Raw genomic sequence first — 15,821 nt, 5'->3', positions numbered from 1 at the left:
CTTTGCAGACTTCCACGGACAGACAGCTCTTGACTGGCCAGTGGCTCCCCTCTCGTTAATGAGCATTAAGTAAGTTGGAAATATTCGAATTGTAAATGGATCGATTTACACCACGCAATCCGAGGTAGTATCCTGGACACCAAGGAAAATATGATGCAAATCCGTGGCTTAGATATTTTTACCTGGCACCGCTATGAAGTCTTATACGTCTAATGTTTGATGCCGGACGATTCGCGGGTGAGAGCAGGCTCCTCCGAAAAGAGTACCCTTTTGCACCAGCATGAATGTTGGCTAACCCGCCAATGCCCGGCATGTTGCGAGGTAACCGTCTGGCTACGAAAACTAGGAATGGGACGCCAATCTTGAAGGATGTCCGGCACCTTGGCTGATCATGGCTACAGCCTCACTACCGCCGCGTACGCACGCCGCGACACTGCTACCGCGTGCGGACGCGGTGAATTGCATGAGCGTGCCATTCCACCATCTCGAAGAAGCCCTATAGCGAATGCCGCTCCAACGAGGAAATAGCATGAGCACCATCGGCCTCTGCATGATCGTCAAGAACGAGGCAAAGGTCATCCTGAAATGCCTCGACAGCGCGCTTCCCATTGTTGACTATGTGTTGATCATCGACACGGGTTCCGAAGATGGCACGCAGGAACTGATCCGAGGCTTTCTCACGGCGCGCAATGTGCCGGGAGCCGTTATTGACGAGCCTTGGCGAGACTTCGCATACAACAGGACTTTCGCCCTTGAGCGACTGCGCGAAGTCGGCGAGGTCGACTATGCAATGATCATCGATGCCGACGATGTGCTGATCCTCGATCCCGATTTCGATCCGATCGCATTCAAGTCGCTGATGGACCAGGATTTGTACAATGTTGAAGTCTCCCATGGCGATATTTTATTCTACCGACCTCAGATCTGCCGCAACCGGCTCCCCTTCTCCTTCAAGGGCGTGCTGCATGAATATCTCGATGCCCCGGCCTGTCCGATCTCTCGGCAGGATGCCAGAGGATTTCGTATCGCCACGGGACGCGGTGGGGCGCGCAGTCAAAATCCGCGAAAGTATCAAGACGACGCGGCGGCGTTGGAAAATGTGCTGAAAACCGAAGCCGACCCGTTCCTCGTATCGCGCTATACGTTTTATCTGGCACAGAGCTACAGGGACTGCGGTGAACGTGAAAAAGCGCTGGAACACTATCTGCAGCGTACCAAACAAGGATTTTGGAACGAGGAAATCTACGTAAGTTCTCTCGAGGCGGGTAATTTGATGGCAGCTCTCGACCAGCCATTCGAAGAGGTGGTCGCCGTGTTCGAGCAAGCGACACAGATGGTGCCTACCCGCGCCGAGGCCCTGCATGCGGCAAGCCGTTACTGCCGCGACCGGAGCAGGAACGCGGAGGGGCAGGAATATGCCCGGCGCGGTTTGAACATCAACAAGCCACCAGGACTTTTCGTGCAGGGATGGGTATACGACTATGGGCTGCTCGACGAGTTTGCCGTTAACGCATACTGGGCTGGCGCCTATCGAGAGTCACTCGATGCCTGCCTAAAATTGCTGGCCTCAGATAAGCTGCCCAGTCACATGGTACAGCGCGTGGCAGCCAATGCGCGTTTCGCCTCAGACAAATTGGAGGTGCGCGAGCCTCGTGCATTGGGCAAGGTTGGCGCCGAGAGCCTGCTCGACCAGCATAGGCTGGTCCTGCAGCGTTCACTGCGATGCGCCTGCATGGCATGCCGCGCGTTCTCGTAGCGATCCTGGCAAAACAGAAGGAACCCGCACTGCCGCTTTACCTCGAGTGCATCGAGGCGCTCGACTATCCGAAAGAATCGATTGTCCTCTACATACGAACCAACAACAACACGGACAAAACCGAGCGCATATTGCGTCAATGGGTGGAGCGCGTTGGCCACCTGTACGCGGCGGTTGAGATGGACGCCTCTGACGTCGTCGAACGGGTTGAGCAGTTTCGCGAGCACGAGTGGAATGAGACGCGCTTCAAAGTACTTGGACGGCTCCGCAACATGAGCTTGGCCAAAACATCGGAGCACCACTGCGATTTCTATTTCGTCGCCGATGTCGACAACTTCGTGCGTCCAGCCACGCTGCGAGAGCTTGTGGCGCTCGACCTTCCTATCGTTGCTCCATTGCTGCGCTCCATTTCTCCGGATCGATACTATTCCAACTACCACGCCGAGATTGATGGTAACGGCTATTATATCGAGTGCGATCAATATTCCTGGGTGCTTAATCGTCACGTGCGAGGCGTCATCGAAATGCCGCTCGTGCACTGCACCTATCTCATCCGGACCGACGTGCTGAACGAGTTGACGTATGAGGATGAGACCTCTCGCTACGAGTACATTGTCTTTGCCGATAGTGCCAGGAAAGCCGGAATCCAACAGTACTTGGATAACCGGCAGGTCTATGGCTACATCACCTTCGGCGATCATGAATATCATGTGAGTGATGGGATTGAACGCGCGAGAGAGCTTTTGCGGGACGCGGGCGATACCCCCATACTGGATGGCGCTACCGCCTCCAGGCCCAGATCTGGGCTAGCCCGCCCCGAGCGGGACTCGCCCGTGCCGCTCCATCCGATGCGCTTGATTGCCGGGTCGCGGTAGCGGGGTTAGAAGACCTCATCTCACCTTTAGGATTCAGCACTAGGACAGCGCATCGTTCGTCGAAGCATCAGGGAATGATGATAAGGCGGCGATATCCTGTTAACATTGCCTGCGGGCTCACCCGCACTGTGTCTAACGCTGGGGGGTGCGGCTTTTCGGGCGCTCGTGAAAAGAGATCGGCAGCGATGTCTCCTGAGCCTATCTCTACGACGCTCATCACCGCACCGATCGAGCTTGCCGGTGACTGGGGCCGCATGTTGGAAGGCGCCGTCGCTCAGGTCATCGAGCGGATGCGACATGCCTGCCTGCACGACCTCCACCTCGTTTCCAACCGCCAGCCGACGCGACTGCGTGTCGACGAACGTACCTCCGGCCCACCCGTGATCTGGCTGCATCCAGACGAAAGCGATATGGCGTGGATCATAGTCGACAGCGGCGAGCGGGACTGGTCGAAGCTCGCCTATCAGTTCGGCCATGAACTCGGCCATGTGTTTGCTAACAGTTGGCAAGCCGACGCCGAGCCGAAGGCACCCTGCCAATGGCTTGAGGAAGCCATGGTCGAAGCATTCTCGTTGCGCGGCCTCGGACGTCTGGCGGAGGGCTGGAAACAAAATCCACCGTTCGTCGGCGATAACGCTTTCGGTGACGCCATCGCCCAATATCGCCAGAACATTGTTCGCGCCTATGCGACCCTTGCCCATAGCCAAGGCCTCACCCGCGACGCCGCCGCCTGGTTCGCCAACAACCGCAGGGAGATCGAAATTCCCGGTCTCAATCCGTTCGCGCAGGCAATGAGCCTGACAATCCTCGCTGAATACGACCAGGCTCCTGATTGCATAGAAGCGCTCGGCGCTCTCAACCGCTGGCCTGACCGCAGCGGAATTCCCGTCGGTGAGCATCTGCAGCGATGGAACGAGAGCTGCGCCGAGTTGCAAATCTCTCCGATCCTGCCGCTCCGCTTAGGCGAGCTTTTGGGGGTTTCTTGAGCGTAGCTCGAATAAGCATGAAGCGGCGTCAGCCTGGTTTAGCTGACAACGTGGCATGCAGGTCCGACATTTGCTGTTTCAATTCGGGGTAGGCCAGTTGCCAATCACGCGGCGCCCTCTACCCCTTCGTCATTCGTTTGGATGAATTCTTCTTATATAATCAATAGCATATATCTCGATGTCACCGGCGCGCGAAATTAGTGGATCCTGCCGGTCAGGCCCGGCGCCGTTAGCCCCAACCCCACCGGCGCCGGGCCGCGCGGGCTCATTCGGCAAGGTGGCGGATCCGCTCAAACGGCCCGACAGCCTGTTGGCGTACAATCTTCCTGACCGTCCGGCCTAACCGCCTCCGAGGGATGGCGTGCCGGCTGGGCATCAGTGGTAATATTAGCAACTTTGAAACAAACCTCCCAGAGCTGTTTTCCCCGGCTTTGTGGCACTCATCGGTGAAGTGCCTGCTCGGCTTCCGGGGCATCACTGGCAGTGGGTCGGTCGCCGTTCTCGATAATGCAAGTTCGAGCCGGCTCGCTCAACAAGCGACTGTCACTGTGCTGTTCAAACGAAATTGAATTCACGCAGCGAAGTCACAGAAGCCCCAACCGATAGAGCGCGCTGACCGCACGTGGGCGAAAGATCGCACCATAACGCCCCGCCACGGGCTCGCCCCAACTCTGCTTGTAGTCTTGCCCGGAGCCGAGATCGAAGTGGCGATGCCCAGCGCTTGCCGCCCATTCGATCGACCCCTCCATTATGCGGACACCGACCCAAAAGCTGTCGTATTCGGGGTCGCGGACGATGCATTGGCCGAGCACGATGCCGGCCTGGCACATCAGGACGGTGCCGGCCGTGCGCCTATCGCCGTCGAGCAGAGCCAAGGTGTGGAACTGGGTCGGACCGTCGGCGGTCTGCCGTTTCATGAAGGCGCGCCAGAACCGCAGGCGGTCCTCGGCGGCCACCGTCTCCCCGGCGTCGTTGCTTTCCCACACGCGGCCCCACTGGGCGCAGCACCATTCCAGGTCGCCCACATCGTCGACGCGAAGCCGCATGAACTCGTCGCAACGTTGGCAGGCCTTGCGCACATTCTTGCGGTGATTGCGGCTCCACCGTGCCTGATAGTCGCCCTGCAGGTCGATGCGGTAGTTGTCCGGGGACCAGTAGGATCGCGGATTGAGATCCACGACGCTCTTGTCGAGCCCCGCCTCGATCCGCACCTCGACGCCCAAGGCGTGCAGCGCCCGACCAAGGGCGGCGGGAGAGGACGCGGGCGCGATCACGCCGGAAAGCGCTTGATAGGCGACGGGCTCCCAGTATCGGCGGCGGCGACGCAGGGAGATGAGCGCGGTCGGCTGGCCGTTCTCCGTCGCCAGGGCGTGGCGCTTCCGGACGCTCGTAGGCTGGGTGAGTTCACGATAAAGGTCGCGATCGCAGCCGGGAAAAGCCGGCAGGGCGTCCAGGGCCTGGTCGAGGGTCGAGTTCCAGACGTCAAACCAGGCGATGTGAACGCCCCGCGTCGTCAAGGGGGTGACGATGCGGGCAGCGGAGATCACGGCGGGCGCGGCGACATAGCCTAGCGCACGCTTGAAATCCGAGCCGGCGGCGTTCGCGCCCTCCGAATCGATGGCGTCAGAGTGGCTCATCACCCAACCCCCCTGCGGTGCGTGCTTGTCTGCCATCCAGGCGATCGTTCGAAGAAGCGGCCGGTCGCCCTTTGATCACAGACCAAACAGATTGCACGCCGCCCTGACGGCGCGGAATATTGATTTCGCTGTCCGTATGGGCCGGCACAGGCGCCTGTCCCTGTTCGGTGTCGTCGCCTAGAAAGCGCCGGATGAGGGCAAAGGGAGCGCGCAGGCGCGCAGGCGCCAGGGCCTGGGCCCTCCCCAGCAGATAGGCCAGCTCGGAGGCGAAGGGATGACGAATCAAGCCCATGGCCAGGAACCAAAACACGGCGCCAAGCCCGCCGCCCAAGACCGCCTGCAACACCGATATGTTCATGTCGAAGCCGTTCAGCCCGATGACGACAAGCGGGCCCAGCGCCGTGGCGACGGTAGCGGCGGCGCTGGGCACAAGCGCGCGCAGATATTCGCCGACGCTCAGTTTTAGCCGGCGCATCAGGAACCAGAGGCCAGCGCCCACCTGGATCGGCGTGGTGACGAAGATCGAGAGCGCCAGGACAAAGGGGCCATGCTGGGCCGCCAGGATCATGATCAGGCTGGTGATCGGCAGGGAAATGATCCAGGCCTTGGCCGTGTCTCGGATTCCGCCGGCGGCTACCAGGGCCGGAAACATCAGGGGGACGGGGAAGCAGAGCATGGTGGCCGCCGCCATCACCTGCACCAGCGGGATGGAGGTGTCCCATTGCGGTCCCAGCAGGACGTGCACCAGGGGATAGGCGAAGAGGATGACCATCGCCAGGCCCGGCCAGTGGAACGCGGTCAGGCTAGCGACGGCGTTGAGATAGGGGGCCTTGAGGGGACGTCCCGTGCGCGCATGGGCGGCGAACCCTGGCAGGGCCACCGCGGAGATAGCCGATATGACCAGGCGGCTGGGCATCTGCGTGACCTGTTGGGCTCGGCTGTAGAGACCGACATCGGTGGTGCCGCTGGCCCGGCCCAGCATGAAGGTCGGAATGACCTCCCCGAGGGTGGTCAGAAGGCCGGTCGCGGTGTTGAAGCCGCCGAACGCCAGAATCTCGCGCCATTTGGTGAACTCGATCCGGAAGATGGACAGGTCCGGGCGCATGAGGATGGCAAAGACGAAGGTGGAGAGCGGATAGCTCAACGAGCCCCAGGCGAAGCTCATATAGCCGAAGCCCATCATCACCAAGCCAGTGGTGGTGATGTTGCCGACCAGGGCTGACCCCAGGTTGATGGCCGCGATGTTCCAGAACTTCAGGTCGCGGCGAAGCAGAGCCACGATCGGTGAGCCGACGCTGGAGAACAGATAGCCGAACGCCACGGTGCGGACAAAGTTCTCCAGACGCGGTTCGTGGGCGAAGTCGGCATAGAGACCCGCCGTCGCGACGAAGGCGGTCGTTAGAACGATGGCGACCGCCAGCATCATGGTGAAGGACGTGCGTATTTCTGCCTTCGAGAGCTTTTCGGCGCTGACGATGTAGTTGGTGACGCCGAAATCCCGCATCCCCTCGGCGAGCGCGACGAGGCTGGCGCCAAGGAAGGCAGCGCCGATTTCGTTGGGTGTCAAAAACCGCGACGAGACGTACAGCGTCGCCAAATTGAGGATGAGGGTGGCGTATTTCTCGAAATAGACCGCGACCACCGCGCGCCGGACGCTCGCCATTCCTATCGCTCACTTTCCAAGAGACCGCCCTCGGTGTGGGACCGCCATCATATCTCGCCTGAATTCCAGAATTGGAGTCATGGGCCGTGGATTTAGAACCCGTGTGGCCTTGATCAGGGTCGAGGCGACCTTCTGTTGATCCTCATCGGTCATCTGGGGATAGAGGGGAAGGACGATGGCATGATCCTGGGCTGCCTCCGACTCCGGCAGGGACATGCGCAGGGGTTGCGAGGCATAGACGTCCTCGCGGTGGGCGCACATGATTCCGCGCCGGGTGGCGATACCGGCATCCAGCATGGCCTGCATGACGGTGCGCTGGTCGGCGGAGTCCGGCAGACGCACACAGAAGCTCTGCCAGTTGGTGCGCGCGTAGGACGGTTCGCGCACCAGGCCCAGCCATTGCGCCTCGCCGAGCAATTCGGCATAGCGGGCGGCCAGCGCGCGGCGGCGGGCTACGATGCCGGGCAGGCGCTTGAGTTGCTCGCGGCCAACCGCGGCCTGGATGTCGGTCATCCGATAGTTGTAACCAAGCACTGGGTGGGTCTCGAAGATCACCTGGGCCGAGCCGTGGCGGACCGTGTCGGGCACGCTCATGCCATGCTGGCGCAACAACTTGAATTTGGCGACCCAGTCAGCGTGCTTGGTGGTCAACATACCGCCATCGCCGGTACTCATGATCTTGCGCGGGTGGAAGGAGAAGCACGCCACGTCGCCGTGCACCTTGCCGACCTTCTCCCACTGATCGTCCCAGAATATCTCGCTGCCGCTGGCGCAGGCCGCGTCCTCGATCACGGGCAAGCCCTTGGCCTTGGCAATGTCGACCACAGCCGCCATGTCGCAGGGCAAGCCCATTTGGTGAACGATCAGGATCGCACTGGTCTTGGCCGAAAACGCGTGCTGGATCAGGGCCGGGTCAATGTTGTAGGTGGTTGGATCGATGTCGACGAAGACCGGGATCGCGCCGCAATAGGCCACCGAATTGGCCGTTGCGATGTAGGAGTGACTGGCCGTGACCACCTCGTCGCCGGGCTTCACCCCGGCCGCCAGCAGGGCTAGGTGGAGGGCCGTGGTGCAGTTCGAGACGGCCGCAGCGTGCGGCGCGCCCGTGAAGGTGGCGAACTCTGTCTCGAAGGCCGCGACCTCGGGGCCTTGCGTGACCCAGCCCGATAGGATGACGCGGCGCGCTGCCTCTGCCTCTGCCTCACCCATCGTGGGCTTGATGATCGGAATCATGTCAGGATCCTCAGAACGAAAGACCTACCTCGGCGCGACAAGTACCAATCGTCGTATCATGACAAAGCCGGTCGCTCACCTTGTCCTATTGTGGGATGCAGACAGCGACGACCGGCGCCGGACGCATCGGGATATCTGGTCTGGCCGACGAAATGCGTACCGCTTTTGGTCAGCGGGCAGGCTCGGAGACAACATTCCGGCACCATTGCAATGGGCAAGCAATGAGCGGCCCGACACTTCGGCGGGGGTGCCAGAATGTGTCGGGCCTACCGGTAAGGTAGCTCTGTGTACGGCGAGAGCAACGGTCCTTGGACAATATACATTAACGGCAATACTAGGGAATTCAGAAATAGCGACTGGCCTTGGGCCGGTCTACAGGAATCTGGAACCTATCCTGCGTTCACCGGCTAGTCAGGCAACAATTGTGGATTGTGTAAATGCGTGTGAACACCCAGCCCAGTCGAAGGGCAGGCTTGTCAAGATGCATGCTGGAAGGTCGCGCTCAAACGCCTACGCCTTCTGGTCGAATTGATGTCACAAACGGTTGGGCGCTTATAATGCAGACAGTCTGACAGCCCGGCCTGGAAGCATGTTTCGGTTGCGGAGCATCGGCTCGAGTATTGATCCATGACAACAATTGATCAGAGCGCGATTTTCGCCGGCCGGCCGGCCCGGGTCGTTGTCCGGCCGGCGGAAGGCCGTATAGCCGGCTTCGACGGCGTGCGCGCGATCGCCGTCCTGATGGTCTTCATCAGTCACAAGACCACCCTGCCGCACCACGATTCTTATGGCTCCGTCGGCGTCTGGGTCTTTTTGGTGCTCAGCGGCATGCTCATCTCCTCGATCCTGTCGGAGATGCGCGGAAAGGTCGAAGCCGGGACCCAGTCGAGCTGGCGGTCGATGGGTGACTTCTATGTGCGACGCAGCCTGCGCATTTTCCCGCTCTATTACGCCTGCCTCGGTGTTTTTACGCTGGGTTCGCTGTTCACCTCATTCGTCGGCTTCTCGCGCATGGAAGCGACGATCTACGCCCTCTACGGCACCAACATCTATATCGAGATGACGCCGACTGGGGACCACGGCCATTTCGGTCACCTCTGGTCGCTGTCGGCAGAGGAACAATTCTACCTGCTCCTCGCGCCGATCCTTTTGTTCACCCCGCGCAAATACCTGGTTCGGATTTGCATCGGCTTCATGCTAGCCGGCGCGGCGACGCTGGCTTGGCTCGTGTCGGTGAAGGCCCACCCGAACGCCATTCACGTTGATCCGCTGATCGCCTTCGGCATGTTCGGCGTCGGCGGCTTCGTCGCCTCCTTGAAAAACGTCAAGCCGCCCGCCTGGCTGGTGAGTGCGCAAGCTCAGGCGGCGGCTGGCCTGACGCTGATCGCAATCCCGCTGGTCTTCGGATACTTCCGGGACTCATGGAACGTCTGGGGACCCCTGACCTGCACGTTTGCCGGCCTGTTCCTTTTCCAGATCGCCCGCAATCAGCGGACACCGGTCGTGGCTTTCCTTAGCCTGTGGCCGCTGCGCTCGCTCGGCCGGGTGAGCTATGCCTTCTATATCCTGCACCAGTTCGTCCATTTCTACGAGGTCCAGGCGGTGTTCCATAAGCTGCACATAAACATTGACGGGCCGCCTATCGTGCAACTCGCCCTGGAGCTTTTCATTACCGTTGCGCTGGCGACGCTCTCCTGGCATTTCTTCGAGCGGCCGCTCCTGCGGTTGGGCGCCAGATTGACCGCGCGGGAGGGCGCCGAAGCCAGCAGCGCGACCGACGCCTTGTCCTCGGGCCGGCAAGCGGCCACGCGATAGAGGCACGCGGGACGACGGCCGATGCGACTCGACGACAAACGCCGTATCAAGGGTTTCGACGGCCTACGCGCGATCGCCTTCATTTTCGTATTCATCAGCCACAAGTTCCATGAAGGCACGTATGGATCGCTCGGCGGCGACGGGGTAATGCTCTTCTTTGCGCTCAGCGGCCTCTTGATCACCCGGATCCTGGCCTGTACGCGGGTGGCGGTCGAGGCGGGCGAGACGACGACGCTTGCGGGTCTGGGGCGCTTCTATCTTCGGCGCTCGGCCAGGATATTCCCCGTCTACTACGCGACGATCGGCTTTTTCCTGATCGCGTCGCTGTTCGTTCACTTCGATGGCTTCGAAGGCGGCGCGCGCCTAGCCATGCTGCTCTACGCCACGAACATCTATGTGCTGACCACCGGCCACTGGGTCGGCCATTTCAACCACTTCTGGACGCTGGCGATCGAAGAACAATTCTATCTGTTGTTTGCACCTTTGCTGCTGTTCACTCCCAGCAAGGCCGCCGGACACATCTGCGTTGCATTCGTGGTTCTGGGTCTCGTCACTGAGGTGGGCCTCGAATGGGCAGGAGTATCGGCCAAGGTCATCGGCCTGAATCCCATGACCGGCTTTGGTTATCTCGCCTTGGGCGGTCTGGCAGGACTGAACCTCGACCGGCGAGTGCCGGCATGGCTAGTTTCCAGGCCGGCCCAGGCCATGGCCGCGCTCGCCCTTCTCATCGCGCCCCTCACTGTCCTCAAGGACGAGATCGTCTGGCGCCTCTATGCGCCGGCAGTCGCGGCAACAGCCGCGCTTCTGGTCTTCCAGATCGCGGGGGATCAGGCCTCGCGTTTCGTCGCCTTTCTGGAGACCTGGCCCCTGCGCAGCCTGGGGCGCATCAGCTATGGCTGCTACATCTTCCACGAGTTCGTGCACTTCTATGACATCGAGGCAGCGGCCCGGAAGTTCGGCGTCGTATTCGAAGCGCCGGATTGGATCTCGGCTCCCATCGAACTTGTGTTGACCATCGGCCTGGCGACCGTCTCATGGCGATTCTTTGAACGACCAATCATGGCCTGGGCTCATCGGCCGACGCAGAGAGCCGCGCCGGCCGCCGCCTGAGCCCCTCAGTTTGCCGGGGCCAACAGCTTTCGCAACAGGCCAAGGTTGTGGTTCAGGCGCAGGTAATATTCGTGTTCGGGTCGGTCGAGCATCTGGAGCACGGCCAGTATCGGGGTGGCGATGAGCATCTTGATTGCGCGCGCGATCTTCTGGCCTGGCGTTTTCAAGCCCCTTAGTTCCACCTCGCCTTCCTTGCGGGCGCGCTCCGTGAGCCATGCGCGCGTAAGACGGCCAGCATGGACCTTGTGGTCCACTACGAAGGCATCCGAGTACCAGCAACGATAGCCGGCGCCAATCAAGTCGGTCATCATCTGGGCCTCTTCGCCGCTGGCCAGGTTCGAGCCGACCCGACCGGTCGTGATGTCGAACCCACCATGGGCCTCTAGCACGCTGCGGCGGAACAACATGTTGGCGCCGACGCCGATGGGATGATCCGTCGTGTCCAGGAAGCCGTCCTCATCGACCACCGACAATAACAGGCGCGCGCGCGGCCCGAGCTGGCTCGGGTGCATTTCAAGGCGGCCGGCGTCGTCGGGCCAGTGTGGGATCACCCGCCCAGCCAGGATGGCGGTCTGGACGTCACAGCGGGCCGCGTAGGTGATCGCCGCCTCGACCCAGCCGGGGCGCGGCACGGCGTCGTCATCCAACAGCGCAATCCATTCTCCCCTGCCTGCCTCGAAACCCGCGTTGCGGGCCCGGGCAACACCGGGCTCATCGAGCCGAATGAAGCTCAGTCCCTCGCGCGCCTTCAGGGTCTCCAGCACCTCGGCGTGCGCCGGCGCCGAGGCGCTGTCGATGACGATAACCTCCACCGGCTGGCCCCGGCACTGTGGCAGCAGGGCGTCGACGCTCTCCAGGACGTCATGGCTGCGGTTGTGCGTGGCGATGACGATGCTGATGACCAGGGCACCGGCGCTGACCTTCGGCGGGTCCTTGGCGTCCTGCATGCCGATCCGATCCTTAAGCTCCATGCCCATCAGTCCAGCGCCGCGTCCTCGGCAGCCGGTGGGCGGGCGCCCAGGCCGATCGACCAGAAGAACGCCGCGCGCAACGGCGTCGGCATTACGAGCTGCCTTGCCGCCCGGAACGGAAACACAAGCAGCGCATGACGCACCGCGAATCGCACACCCTTCGCATCCCCCTTGGCCGCCCGCTGCACGGCCGCATCGGCGAAATAGGTGTAGAATCCCAAGAGGGTAGCAAAATAGGAATGCAGCCACGCTTTCGGCGAGCGCCACTTGCGCCAGACGGGAATGGCATGCCGCATGAACACCTTGCGCGTATATGGAATCCGGCTCAGGACCAAGGCATCGTAGGACCCCGACGGACGCTGACGGAACAAGACGCAAGGCACGGCAACATGCTCCATATGCCCTCCGCCGGCTACACGCAAATGCCAGTCCCAGTCCTGGTCGGCCATCAGGGTCTCGTCAAAATAACCGTAGGCGTCACGTACCCCTATACGAGCCATCGTGGCGCCGATCTGCGGGAAATAGCCGTCCAGCATCATCTTTAGATGGTCGCCGTCGGAGCGGACGTCATCGGGGATGGGACGTGCGATCGGCCGCAGATCAGGATCGGCCATCACCACCTGACCGAAGACGGCCTCGACCTCAGGCTGGCGGTCGAAGAGTTGCAAGTGCGGCCTTACATGTTGCTCGGTCCAGACGTCGTCGTCATCGAGGAAGGCCAGGAACTCCCCGGTGGCCGCCCGCATTGCAGCATTGCGCGCGGCGCCCGCGCCCGCAATCGTCACGATTAGGTGCTGCGCGCCGTGGGCCTTCGTCACCGTGCCGGTGGCATCGTGGTTGGAGCCGTTGTCGCCAACCAGAATCTCGAACCTCAGGTCCGCGCCTTCCAGCGCGCGGATGCTCGCCAGCGCCTGGTCCAGTAACTGCGGACGGTCGCGGGTCGGGACGACGACCGAAACGATGCGCGCCTGACTCACCCCCACTCCTCCCACCGATCGAAGACGCCCGACAGAGCCGCCGAAAATACCCGCTTGTTGTCGAAGCGCGTGATGAAGGTCCGTGCGATGGTGCCAGCCGGACGCGTCTCCTCGGCCTGTGCGTAGACCAGATCATAGCCTGATGCCCTAGCTTCTCGCATGGCGACCGGCGTCCAGTTGGCCGACTGGCCGAGCGGGATTGCGAACGACGTCGGCGCAAAGCCGAGCCGGGCCTCGATCATAGCGCGTGAGCGGTCCAGTTCGTAGCGGGCTGCGGGGCCGTCCAGCTGTCCAAAATCGGGATGGGTCGCGGAGTGGCTGCCTATTTCGGCGCCGTCGGCAAACAGACGCTCGAGGTCGCGCCAGCCCAGAACCTCGTTGGTGGTCCAGGGCGAACCGCCATCGCTCCAGTCGGTGACCACAAAGAGGCTCCACGGCGCAGCGAAGTCCTTCAGGATCGGCGCCGCCTCGGTCAACACGCTGCGCAGGCCGTCGTCGAAGGTGATGGCGAGGTCCATCGGGTCGCCCCCCGTGCGCGCGATCTCCGAGGCTGGGACGAATCGGTAGCCCCAAGCTGCGGCCCACTCCAGCTGGCGACGGAACAGCTTCGGCGGAACGTCGTTGTGATTCATCAGCGGCTGGCCAACCGAGTGGTAGGCCAGGATCCGGCCTCCCGAACGGGATACGCGCCGGCCAAGGACGGACATGCCTTCACGTTCGAGGACCATGCGTGGGCCGACCAGATGCCGCCTCTCGACACCGAAAGCGCGGGCAGCCCGCTTCAGAATCTTCGGTGCTCCCGTGAGCATTTCCAGTTTTCGCCCTCTGTTCTTTTGTCAGTATCGAACAGCAAGCCTTGTGCCACCGATGACATCCAGCGCCAACGCTACCACCTCGAACCCAAGCGCCCGAAAGCATTATCACGTCGAACGGAATTGTTCATTCAGAAGAAAAAGGTAAGGCTCTAAATCAAAAGGTGTAAAGCGCGACGGCTTGCACGAACTGGCAGCCCACTTCAGGCTATCGTGCTCAAGGTTGTGGTACCGAAATAAGGTGGTGCTGGTCCCGCCGGAAGATCGATCAGGCTTTGGTCGAGACGTTGCAGACGCAGCCTATGACCTGCCCGCCGGGGCAACCATGCTGTTGAAACCCCACATCTAGCCGCCGCCCCTCAGCTGGCTAGCCAACCGGGGCAGCCATTCGGGCAAGAGGTTGCGGGCCGCGTCCCAAGGCCCGTCAAAGGTCTTGGTCCGCGCCAGGCGCCGCCATACCCGCAGACGTTCCGGCAGCGACATCAGGCGCAGAGAACGTTTCAGGATCGCCTCGATGCTGTCAGACTCACCGAACACCCGGTTGAGCAGGATATCGGGATAACCGTCGCAGAACTCCTCGTGCGCGGGCGCGCGCTTGCCTCGCAGCGGCGTGACCGTGGGAATCGCCAGGGCCCTAGCATAAAGCGCTTCCAGGCTTTCGAGCCAATTCGGCGTTGTGTGCAGCCGTTTGACGTTGGCCGCCGTCTCATCCCCCCGCCGACGCAGGGCCTCGGGGTCGGCGAGCCAGTCCACCAGTATGCGGTTGTAGTCCGCCATCGAGGTGGCGAAGCCAATGGTCGGCGCCAGCCCGGGCATATCGGTACTCATCACGTTCGCATCCGACGGATAGGGAAACAGCGTCACGCAAGGCGCGCCCAGTCCGCCGGCTTCCAGCATCGAGGTAATCGATACGAAGGGGTAGGAATCGACGTAGATGTCCGCCGCCTCGAAGGCGAGCGAAGGATCGGGCGTCTCCGGTCGCCCCATGATGCGCCCGCCAGTGGCCGCTATGGCCTCTTGCCAGTCGGCCGGCTCGCCCGGCCCTACGACCAACAACCGCGCGTCGGGACGGGCAAGGAGTGTCTCGACATGCATGTCGGCGAACGAGACCCCGCCCATCGTGCGGTATTTCAAGCCGCGGGCCACGGAAACCAGAAGCGGCCCGTCTGCGGGAAGGCCGAGCCTCTGGCGCGCCTCGGCCCGGCTGTGCTTGCGCATCGGCGGATCGATCTGGATCGGCAGGATGGCGTGACGCTGGGCCGGGATCCCACGCCGTTCCACCACCAGACGTTCGCCTGACACGCGCGAACTGGCGATCAGGTCGCACACGGAGAGCCCGAGCCAGTAGGCGTGGTCGGCGTGGTTGACCAGCACCACGGGCGGGCGGTTGCGCTCGTCGGAGAAGGCTATGCCCGGCGTCGGGTCCTCGTTGCTGACGTGCAGGACGACCAGGTCGAAATCGAGCGACAACTTCCGGAGCGCGCTGGCCCATTCTACCGGCCCGCCCCGCGTCGCGCCGATCACATGGATAGATCCGCCACGAGCCTCCACGGCCTGGCGTACCGATGGCGGCGGCGCCCCGGGATGACGCAACAGGGCCAGGGAGTGATGACGGCCCTCGTCGGCCGCGATCCAGCGGCGCATCATCCGCGTCAAGCCGCCGACCTCGTTCAGAACGGTGGCCACATGCAGCACGCGGCCGACCTTCGTCCGCATCGGTCGCGCAGCTTCGGCCTTCGCGGCGAGTGTCCGCCGCGCGATCTCGATCAGTATTTGCTCAACCGGCTCGGACCGATAGAAGCCGCAGTGCCGCTTGCGTGCAAGCGTGACCGCCGCCTCCACATAGGCCGCCGCGGAGTTGAGGTCGCCAGCCCCCAGGCAGCGCTCAGCCTCACCACGAAGGCTTTGAAACTCTTCGTAGTTGTGACGCATACGCGTTACCTCGGGCTCGAAGACCCCGGTTTCAGATGGCATCGTCTTCGGCAT

Annotated in this window: 12 protein-coding genes; 5 read left to right on the top strand and 7 right to left on the bottom strand. The window is 62.1% G+C overall.

The genetic code is table 11. The features are described 5' to 3' along the window. The first annotated feature begins 529 nt into the window (after positions 1-529). The 3 genes from GA829_RS36800 to GA829_RS22160 all read left to right on the top strand — a co-directional run bounded on the left by GA829_RS36800 (position 530) and on the right by GA829_RS22160 (position 3,617). Positions 530-1,756, top strand: coding sequence for a glycosyltransferase (locus tag GA829_RS36800; protein ID WP_258051827.1), 1,227 nt, complete (start codon positions 530-532; stop codon positions 1,754-1,756). Continuing rightward, the gene (locus GA829_RS36795; protein ID WP_258051826.1) at positions 1,723-2,631 is read left to right on the top strand and encodes a glycosyltransferase family 2 protein; all 909 of its coding nucleotides are present in this window, start codon (positions 1,723-1,725) and stop codon (positions 2,629-2,631) included. The genes GA829_RS36800 and GA829_RS36795 overlap by 34 nt, the downstream gene beginning before the upstream one ends. A 185-nt stretch (positions 2,632-2,816) precedes the next feature. After that, positions 2,817-3,617, top strand: a complete 801-nt coding sequence (locus GA829_RS22160) for a hypothetical protein (RefSeq protein ID WP_258051825.1) — start codon at positions 2,817-2,819, stop codon at positions 3,615-3,617. Between the two features lie 584 nt (positions 3,618-4,201). Here GA829_RS22160 and GA829_RS22155 read toward each other — a convergent pair. From GA829_RS22155 to GA829_RS22145, 3 genes are read right to left on the bottom strand one after another with little or no spacing between them, the layout of a single operon-like run. Beyond that, complete coding sequence (locus tag GA829_RS22155) at positions 4,202-5,254, bottom strand: GNAT family N-acetyltransferase (RefSeq protein ID WP_195174774.1); 1,053 nt, start codon at positions 5,252-5,254, stop codon at positions 4,202-4,204. Next, positions 5,241-6,917: an oligosaccharide flippase family protein gene (locus GA829_RS22150; protein WP_195174773.1), complete on the bottom strand. Its 1,677-nt coding sequence runs from the start codon at positions 6,915-6,917 to the stop codon at positions 5,241-5,243. Before GA829_RS22150 ends, GA829_RS22155 begins: the two co-directional genes overlap by 14 nt. 9 nt (positions 6,918-6,926) lie before the next feature. Next, a complete protein-coding gene (locus tag GA829_RS22145; RefSeq protein ID WP_195174772.1) occupies positions 6,927-8,150 on the bottom strand; it encodes a DegT/DnrJ/EryC1/StrS family aminotransferase in 1,224 nt (407 codons plus the stop codon). 627 nt (positions 8,151-8,777) lie between these two features. Between GA829_RS22145 and GA829_RS22140 the strand changes: the two genes are divergently transcribed. After that, positions 8,778-9,965 carry an acyltransferase family protein gene (locus GA829_RS22140; protein ID WP_195174771.1) on the top strand — a complete coding sequence of 396 codons (1,188 nt, stop codon included), beginning with the start codon at positions 8,778-8,780 and terminating at the stop codon, positions 9,963-9,965. Between the two features lie 21 nt (positions 9,966-9,986). After that, on the top strand, positions 9,987-11,075 hold the full coding sequence (locus tag GA829_RS22135; protein ID WP_195174770.1) for an acyltransferase family protein: 1,089 nt from the start codon (positions 9,987-9,989) through the stop codon (positions 11,073-11,075). 5 nt (positions 11,076-11,080) lie between these two features. Here GA829_RS22135 and GA829_RS22130 read toward each other — a convergent pair whose 3' ends face one another. From GA829_RS22130 to GA829_RS22115, 4 genes are all read right to left on the bottom strand, one after another. After that, a complete protein-coding gene (locus GA829_RS22130) occupies positions 11,081-12,046 on the bottom strand; it encodes a glycosyltransferase family 2 protein (RefSeq protein ID WP_195174769.1) in 966 nt (321 codons plus the stop codon). A 5-nt stretch (positions 12,047-12,051) separates the two neighbouring features. Next, positions 12,052-13,023 (bottom strand): glycosyltransferase family 2 protein, encoded by a 972-nt coding sequence (locus GA829_RS22125; RefSeq protein WP_195174768.1) that lies wholly within the window; start codon positions 13,021-13,023, stop codon positions 12,052-12,054. Next, on the bottom strand, positions 13,020-13,832 hold the full coding sequence (locus tag GA829_RS22120) for a polysaccharide deacetylase family protein (protein ID WP_258051824.1): 813 nt from the start codon (positions 13,830-13,832) through the stop codon (positions 13,020-13,022). Before GA829_RS22120 ends, GA829_RS22125 begins: the two co-directional genes overlap by 4 nt. A 348-nt stretch (positions 13,833-14,180) precedes the next feature. Continuing rightward, on the bottom strand, positions 14,181-15,821 hold the full coding sequence (locus GA829_RS22115; protein WP_195174767.1) for a glycosyltransferase family protein: 1,641 nt from the start codon (positions 15,819-15,821) through the stop codon (positions 14,181-14,183).

Source organism: Mesorhizobium sp. INR15 (assembly GCF_015500075.1).
Classification (GTDB): Bacteria; Pseudomonadota; Alphaproteobacteria; order Rhizobiales; family Rhizobiaceae; genus Mesorhizobium.
This window is presented reverse-complemented; position numbering and strand designations above follow the sequence as displayed.

What these genes read in the sequence shown, in the direction of transcription:
- GA829_RS22140 (WP_195174771.1), top strand. Translation starts at nt 8,778, where the DNA reads ATGACAACAATTGATCAGAGCGCGATTTTCGCCGGCCGGCCGGCCCGG.
- GA829_RS22145 (WP_195174772.1), bottom strand. Translation starts at nt 8,150, where the DNA reads ATGATTCCGATCATCAAGCCCACGATGGGTGAGGCAGAGGCAGAGGCA.
- GA829_RS22120 (WP_258051824.1), bottom strand. Translation starts at nt 13,832, where the DNA reads ATGCTCACGGGAGCACCGAAGATTCTGAAGCGGGCTGCCCGCGCTTTC.
- GA829_RS36795 (WP_258051826.1), top strand. Translation starts at nt 1,723, where the DNA reads ATGCGCCTGCATGGCATGCCGCGCGTTCTCGTAGCGATCCTGGCAAAA.
- GA829_RS22160 (WP_258051825.1), top strand. Translation starts at nt 2,817, where the DNA reads ATGTCTCCTGAGCCTATCTCTACGACGCTCATCACCGCACCGATCGAG.
- GA829_RS36800 (WP_258051827.1), top strand. Translation starts at nt 530, where the DNA reads ATGAGCACCATCGGCCTCTGCATGATCGTCAAGAACGAGGCAAAGGTC.
- GA829_RS22115 (WP_195174767.1), bottom strand. Translation starts at nt 15,821, where the DNA reads ATGCCGAAGACGATGCCATCTGAAACCGGGGTCTTCGAGCCCGAGGTA.
- GA829_RS22150 (WP_195174773.1), bottom strand. Translation starts at nt 6,917, where the DNA reads ATGGCGAGCGTCCGGCGCGCGGTGGTCGCGGTCTATTTCGAGAAATAC.
- GA829_RS22155 (WP_195174774.1), bottom strand. Translation starts at nt 5,254, where the DNA reads ATGAGCCACTCTGACGCCATCGATTCGGAGGGCGCGAACGCCGCCGGC.
- GA829_RS22130 (WP_195174769.1), bottom strand. Translation starts at nt 12,046, where the DNA reads ATGGAGCTTAAGGATCGGATCGGCATGCAGGACGCCAAGGACCCGCCG.
- GA829_RS22135 (WP_195174770.1), top strand. Translation starts at nt 9,987, where the DNA reads ATGCGACTCGACGACAAACGCCGTATCAAGGGTTTCGACGGCCTACGC.